The organism is Microvirga brassicacearum (assembly GCF_008757455.1).
In the GTDB taxonomy this organism is placed as follows: Bacteria; Pseudomonadota; Alphaproteobacteria; order Rhizobiales; family Beijerinckiaceae; genus Microvirga; species Microvirga brassicacearum.
Map to the genome: position 1 here is coordinate 1 of NZ_VCMV01000070.1, position 5,437 is coordinate 5,437.

At 64.6% G+C, this 5,437-nt stretch carries 6 protein-coding genes; 5 read left to right on the forward strand and 1 reads right to left on the reverse strand.

Annotated features, from left to right (window positions below):
* Positions 1 to 106: 106 nt before the first annotated feature.
* The 5 genes from FEZ63_RS22455 to FEZ63_RS22475 are packed head-to-tail and all read left to right on the forward strand — an operon-like array spanning position 107 to position 4,278.
* Positions 107 to 742, forward strand: a complete 636-nt coding sequence (locus FEZ63_RS22455; RefSeq protein ID WP_150949056.1) for an anthranilate synthase component II — start codon at positions 107 to 109, stop codon at positions 740 to 742.
* A 6-nt stretch (positions 743 to 748) separates the two neighbouring features.
* Positions 749 to 1,762, forward strand: a complete 1,014-nt coding sequence (trpD, locus tag FEZ63_RS22460; protein WP_150949059.1) for an anthranilate phosphoribosyltransferase — start codon at positions 749 to 751, stop codon at positions 1,760 to 1,762.
* A gap of 16 nt (positions 1,763 to 1,778) precedes the next feature.
* On the forward strand, positions 1,779 to 2,579 hold the full coding sequence (trpC, locus tag FEZ63_RS22465) for an indole-3-glycerol phosphate synthase TrpC (protein WP_150949063.1): 801 nt from the start codon (positions 1,779 to 1,781) through the stop codon (positions 2,577 to 2,579).
* Positions 2,576 to 3,052, forward strand: coding sequence for a cyclic pyranopterin monophosphate synthase MoaC (moaC, locus tag FEZ63_RS22470; protein ID WP_150949066.1), 477 nt, complete (start codon positions 2,576 to 2,578; stop codon positions 3,050 to 3,052). Before trpC ends, moaC begins: the two co-directional genes overlap by 4 nt.
* Positions 3,049 to 4,278, forward strand: coding sequence for a molybdopterin molybdotransferase MoeA (locus tag FEZ63_RS22475; RefSeq protein WP_150949069.1), 1,230 nt, complete (start codon positions 3,049 to 3,051; stop codon positions 4,276 to 4,278). Before moaC ends, FEZ63_RS22475 begins: the two co-directional genes overlap by 4 nt.
* A 30-nt stretch (positions 4,279 to 4,308) precedes the next feature.
* Here FEZ63_RS22475 and FEZ63_RS22480 read toward each other — a convergent pair.
* Positions 4,309 to 5,437: cadherin domain-containing protein (locus FEZ63_RS22480; protein WP_201274262.1), on the reverse strand; the 1,129-nt coding region annotated here is incomplete at its 5' end.

Genomic DNA, 5,437 nt, shown 5'->3' on the forward strand with positions numbered 1-5,437 from the left:
GTCCAACCCCCACCCTGACCCTCCCCGCAAGGGGGAGAGAAAAGGCGCTCGCCAAACGGATGCTTCCCTTGACCGCGCCGCGCGCATACGCAACCCTCGGTGCGCCATGACCCGCGTCCTCGTCATCGACAATTACGACAGCTTCACCTGGAATCTGGTGCATCTGCTCGGCCCGCTCGTCGACACGGTTGACGTGGTGCGCAACGACGCCATCACCACGGACGCGGTTCTCGCACACCCACCCGACGCCATTGTGCTCTCGCCCGGTCCCTGCACGCCCAACGAGGCCGGCATCTGCCTCGATCTGGTGCGGCGGGCGTCCCCGCAAATCCCCACCTTCGGCGTCTGCCTCGGCTTGCAGGCCATCGGCCAGGCCTTCGGCGGCGCGGTGTCGCGCGCACCGTTGCCGATGCACGGCAAGGTGTCGGAGGTCCAGCATCGGGGCGAAACGATTTTTCGCGGCATCAACGGGCCGTTCAAGGCCACCCGCTATCATTCGCTGATCGTCGAGCGCGACAATTGCCCGGTGGACCTCGCCATCACCGCGCAGACGGATGACGGCCTGATCATGGGCCTGTCGCATCGCTCCCTGCCCGTTCACGGCGTGCAGTTTCACCCCGAGAGCATTCTCTCCGAGCACGGGGTTACGATCATGCGCAATTTTTTCGATCTTGCGGACGCGTGGAACGCAACGTTTCGCGCCGAGTCCGGACATCAGCGCGCCAGCGCATCAGCAAGCTAGAAGCTCATGGAATCCTTCAAATCCTATCTCGCCAAGGTCGCCACCGGCGCGTCGCTGACGCGCGAAGAGGCGCGCTCCGCCTTCGACGACATTCTGTCGGGTGAAGTCACGCCCGCGCAGAGCGGCGCGTTTCTCATGGCTCTGCGCGTGCGTGGGGAAGCCCTGGAGGAAATCGTCGGCGCGGTCTCCGCCATGCGGGGCCGAATGCTGGAGGTGAAAGCGCCGAAGGGCGCGATCGATATCGTGGGCACCGGCGGCGATCATTCGGGCAGCTACAACATCTCGACGCTGGCGGCGATCATCGTGGCGGCAAGCGGCGTGAAGGTGGCAAAGCACGGCAACCGCGCCGCCTCGTCGAAATCCGGCACGGCGGACGTCCTGTCGGCGCTCGGCCTGAAGCTCGGCTCCGATCCGGCGGGACTCCAGCGCTGCCTCGATGAGGCGGGACTGTGCTTCATGTTCGCCCAGACGCACCACGCCGCCATGCGGCATGTGGCGCCGGTCCGCGTCGAAATCGGCACCCGCACGATCTTCAATCTGCTCGGCCCGTTGTCGAACCCCGCCAATGTCTCGCGCCAGCTCCTCGGGGTGTTTTCCGAGTTTTGGCTCGAACCCTTGACGCAGGTTCTCAAGGAGCTCGGCTCCGACCGGGTGTGGGCCGTGTATGGCTCCGATGGCCTCGACGAAATGACCACCACCGGTCCGACCCATGTGGCGGCCCTCGAATGCGGCAAGATCCGCCGCTTCACCGTCACGCCCGAAGAGGTCGGCCTGCCCGTCGCCAAACTCGAGGACCTGAGGGGCGGCGATCCGGCGCACAACGCGGCGCAGCTTCGGGCGGTGCTCGACGGCGTGCGCATCCCCTATCGCGATATCGCGCTGCTCAATGCGGCGGCCTCGCTTGTCATCGCCGAAGATGCCGCCGACCTGCGCGATGGCCTCGACCGTGCCACGCGCGCGCTCGACTCGGGCGCAGCGAAAGCTACACTCGATCGTCTGGTCAAAGCATCGAACGCGTGACCGGGAGATCCGAGCCATGAGCGACGTTCTCGCCCGTATCGAAGCCTACAAGCGCCAGGAGATCGCGGCGGCGAAAGCGGCCGTGCCGCAAGCCGAGATCGAACGCCGCGCCCGCGCCGCGCCGGCTCCACGCGGTTTTTCTGCCGCCATCGAGACGCATCTGTCGCAACAGCGCCCGGCGCTCATCGCCGAGGTCAAGAAGGCGAGCCCGTCGAAAGGCCTCATCCGTCCGGATTTCGACCCGCCGATGCTGGCGAAAGCCTATGCGGATGGCGGCGCGACATGCCTGTCGGTTCTCACCGACGCGCCATCGTTTCAGGGCAAGCCCGAGTATCTGATGCAGGCGCGCGAAGCCTCGGGTCTTCCGGTTCTTCGCAAGGACTTCATGTTCGATCGCTATCAGGTGTTCGAGGCACGCGCCTGGGGGGCCGATTGCATTCTCGTCATCATGGCGAGCGTCACCGACCTCGAGGCGCGCACGCTGATCGACACGGCGCACGGGCTCGGCATGGATGTTCTGGTGGAGGTTCACGACCGCCCCGAACTCGATCGCGCCCTGCCGCTGAACACGAAGCTGGTTGGCATCAACAACCGCAATCTGCGCACCTTCGACGTCTCTCTCCACGTGAGCGAGGAACTGGCACCGCTCGTGCCTTCGGACCGCATCGTCGTCGGCGAGAGCGGCATCTTCACCGTGGGCGATATCACCCGCCTCTCGGATGTGGGCATCCGCACGTTCCTCGTGGGCGAGAGCCTGATGCGTCAACCCGATGTGGCTGCGGCCACGCGACGGCTTCTGTTCGGCGAGGCCGCATGACCACGCTGACGCATCTGGACGCGACGGGCGCGGCGAACATGGTGGATGTCTCCGACAAGGAGATCACCAGTCGCGAGGCCGTCGCGGAAGGCTGCGTCGTGATGCTCGCCGAAACCCTGGCGCTGATCCGGCAGGGCGACGCCAAGAAGGGCGACGTGCTCGGTACCGCGCGGCTTGCGGGAATCATGGCATCGAAGAAAACCCACGACCTCATTCCCCTTTGTCATCCGCTGCTGATTTCCAAGGTGAATGTCGATTGCGTGATCGACGACCAACTTCCGGGAATCCGCGTCCGCGCGGAAGTGAAGGTATCGGGTCAGACCGGCGTCGAGATGGAAGCGCTCACCGCCGTTTCCATCGCCTGCCTGACGATCTACGACATGGTGAAGGCGGTCGACCGCGGCATGCGGATCGAGAACGTCCACGTCGTTTCCAAAAGCGGTGGGCGTTCGGGGCATTACGAAAAGCCATGAGCCTGATTTCGGTCGAGGACGCGCTCCGCAACGTGCTGGAGAGCCTCGGTGGACCGGCGGAGCCTGAACGCGTCGCGTTGACGGCAGCCCGCGGCCGCGTTCTCGCCGAAGATGTCGCGGCCGCGCGCGACCAACCGCCCTTCCCGGCCTCGGCCATGGATGGATATGCGGTGCGCGGTGCAGATGTGGCGCACGTGCCGGCGACTTTGGCGGTTATCGGCGCAAGCCTCGCCGGGCGGCGTTTCGCAGGCGCGATCGGCCCCGGCGAGGCGGTGCGCATCTTCACCGGCGCGCCTCTGCCGGAAGGTGCGGATTCCATCGTGATTCAGGAAGACACCCAAAGCCTCGACGGCGGGGTCCTCATCCGGGAATTGCCCGTGCCCGGCCGTCACATCCGGCCGGCGGGCCTCGATTTCGAAGCCGGTGAGGTTTTGCTCACGGCGGGACGCATCATCGACGCCCGCGATCTCGCACTCGCCGCCGCCGTGGGCCGGGGCACGTTGCTGGCTCGCCGCAAGCCGCGCATCGCCATCCTCGCTACCGGCGACGAGTTGGTGCTGCCCGGCGACGAACCCGGTCCCGATCAGATCACGGCAGCGAGCCTTCCGGCGTTGATCGCCATCGTCGAGAAAGCGGGCGCGGAGGCGCTCGATCTCGGCATTGCGCGAGACACGCTCAAGTCACTGAATGACAGGATCGAAGCCGCGGAGGCGAGCGGCGCCGACATGCTGGTCACCCTCGGCGGCGCTTCCGTCGGCGAGCATGACCTCGTCCAGCAGGCCATGTCGCAGCAAGGCATGACGCTCGGCTTCTGGCGCGTCGCCTTGCGGCCAGGCAAGCCGCTCATGCATGGCAAACTCGGCGCCATGAGCCTGATCGGGCTGCCCGGCAATCCGGTGTCGTCGATCGTCTGCGCGATCCTGTTCGTCGTGCCTGCCATTCACGCGTTGCAGGGCCGGTCGGAACCGGGTCGTGATCCGACCGAAGCCGCGATCCTTGGCACGGATGTGAGCGCCAATGGCGACCGGCAGGACTACATGCGCGCCTCCCTCGCCACCGGCCCCGACGATGGGCGTGGACCGACGGTGATGCCGCATGCGATGCAGGATTCGTCCATGCTCGGCGTGCTCGCGCGCTCCGACGCGCTGCTCGTCAGAGCACCTCGCGCACCCTCGGCGCGCGCGGGCGATCCATGCCGGATCATCCGCCTCGAGCGTTTCTGCTAAAGGCCGAGCGTCTTCCAATATGCCGGTCAGTCAGATGACGAAAAACTCGGCAGCAGTGATCTTGAGGTTCTTCTTAAGAAGCGCAATCTCGACCGCCCTGCCGGAGCCGGTCCCATCGGCGTCATAAGACAACACACCGTTTTTCTTGTTGTAGATGACATAATCGTTGCCATCCCTGGCCTCGGTGCCGACCGTAAAAAACTTCTTGTTGAGCTTGGCCGGCGTGGCCGGAGCGCCTTTGCCGAGTTTCTTGAAGACGGCATTGTCGAGTTGGATGCTGTCATCCTTCACCACGTAATCCAGAATTTTGTCATAGTTGGTTTTCTTGCTGGCTTTCGTGTCGAAGACGAAAATGTCCCGGCCCTGGTCTCCCTTCAGCACGTCGTTGCCGAGACCGCCGTGCAGCTTGTCATGGCCAAAGCTGCCGTTGAAATTGTCCTTGCCCCTGCCGCCGACGAGGACGTCGTCGAAGGCGGTTCCCACGGCAATCTCCGGATCGATATCCCCGACGCCGACGCTGAAGGTCTTGTCGAAGAACGTACCCGCCTTGTCATAGGCGCGGACAGTCACCTGATGGGATGCGGCTTGCTCGTAATCAAGCTTGATGCCGTTGTCGACGATGAGCTGGTTGCCCGAGATCTTGAATCGCCCATCCGGATTGAGAAGTTGATACGTGAACGTATCGTTGGCGTCGTCGTCGATCGCGGTGAGCGTGCTGACCACGGTTCCGGTTGCGGCGAGTTCCTTGGCGGTCAGACCGGCAACGTTGACGTCTGTCGGCTTGCGGTTGCCGGGAACCTCCGGCAGATCGGTCACCGTGATGGTGAACAGCTTGTCGAAAGTCTGTCCGGCCGCGTCCTTGACGCGGATGGTGACCTGGTGGAACTGCTTGGTTTCGTAGTCGAGCGTCGCTCCCGGCTTGATGGTCAGCTCATCGCCGGAGATCTTGAACTTGCCGTCGGGATCGCTGACGAGTGAATAGGTGAAGGTATCGTTCGGATCCTGGTCGATCGCCGTCAGCCGCCCAACCGTCGTACCGCCGCCGGAGTTCTCGTCGATCGCCGTGCTGGTCAGGTCCAGTCCGGTTGGCGCATGGTTGCCGGGCGTTTCATTGAGATTGTTCACCGCGATCGTGAACGTCCTGTCGTGGAAGAGACCG

Excerpts from the sequence above, each read along its gene's own strand:
- FEZ63_RS22455 (WP_150949056.1), top strand. The coding sequence starts at position 107 with ATGACCCGCGTCCTCGTCATCGACAATTACGACAGCTTCACCTGGAAT.
- trpD (WP_150949059.1), top strand. The coding sequence starts at position 749 with ATGGAATCCTTCAAATCCTATCTCGCCAAGGTCGCCACCGGCGCGTCG.
- trpC (WP_150949063.1), top strand. The coding sequence starts at position 1,779 with ATGAGCGACGTTCTCGCCCGTATCGAAGCCTACAAGCGCCAGGAGATC.
- moaC (WP_150949066.1), top strand. The coding sequence starts at position 2,576 with ATGACCACGCTGACGCATCTGGACGCGACGGGCGCGGCGAACATGGTG.
- FEZ63_RS22475 (WP_150949069.1), top strand. The coding sequence starts at position 3,049 with ATGAGCCTGATTTCGGTCGAGGACGCGCTCCGCAACGTGCTGGAGAGC.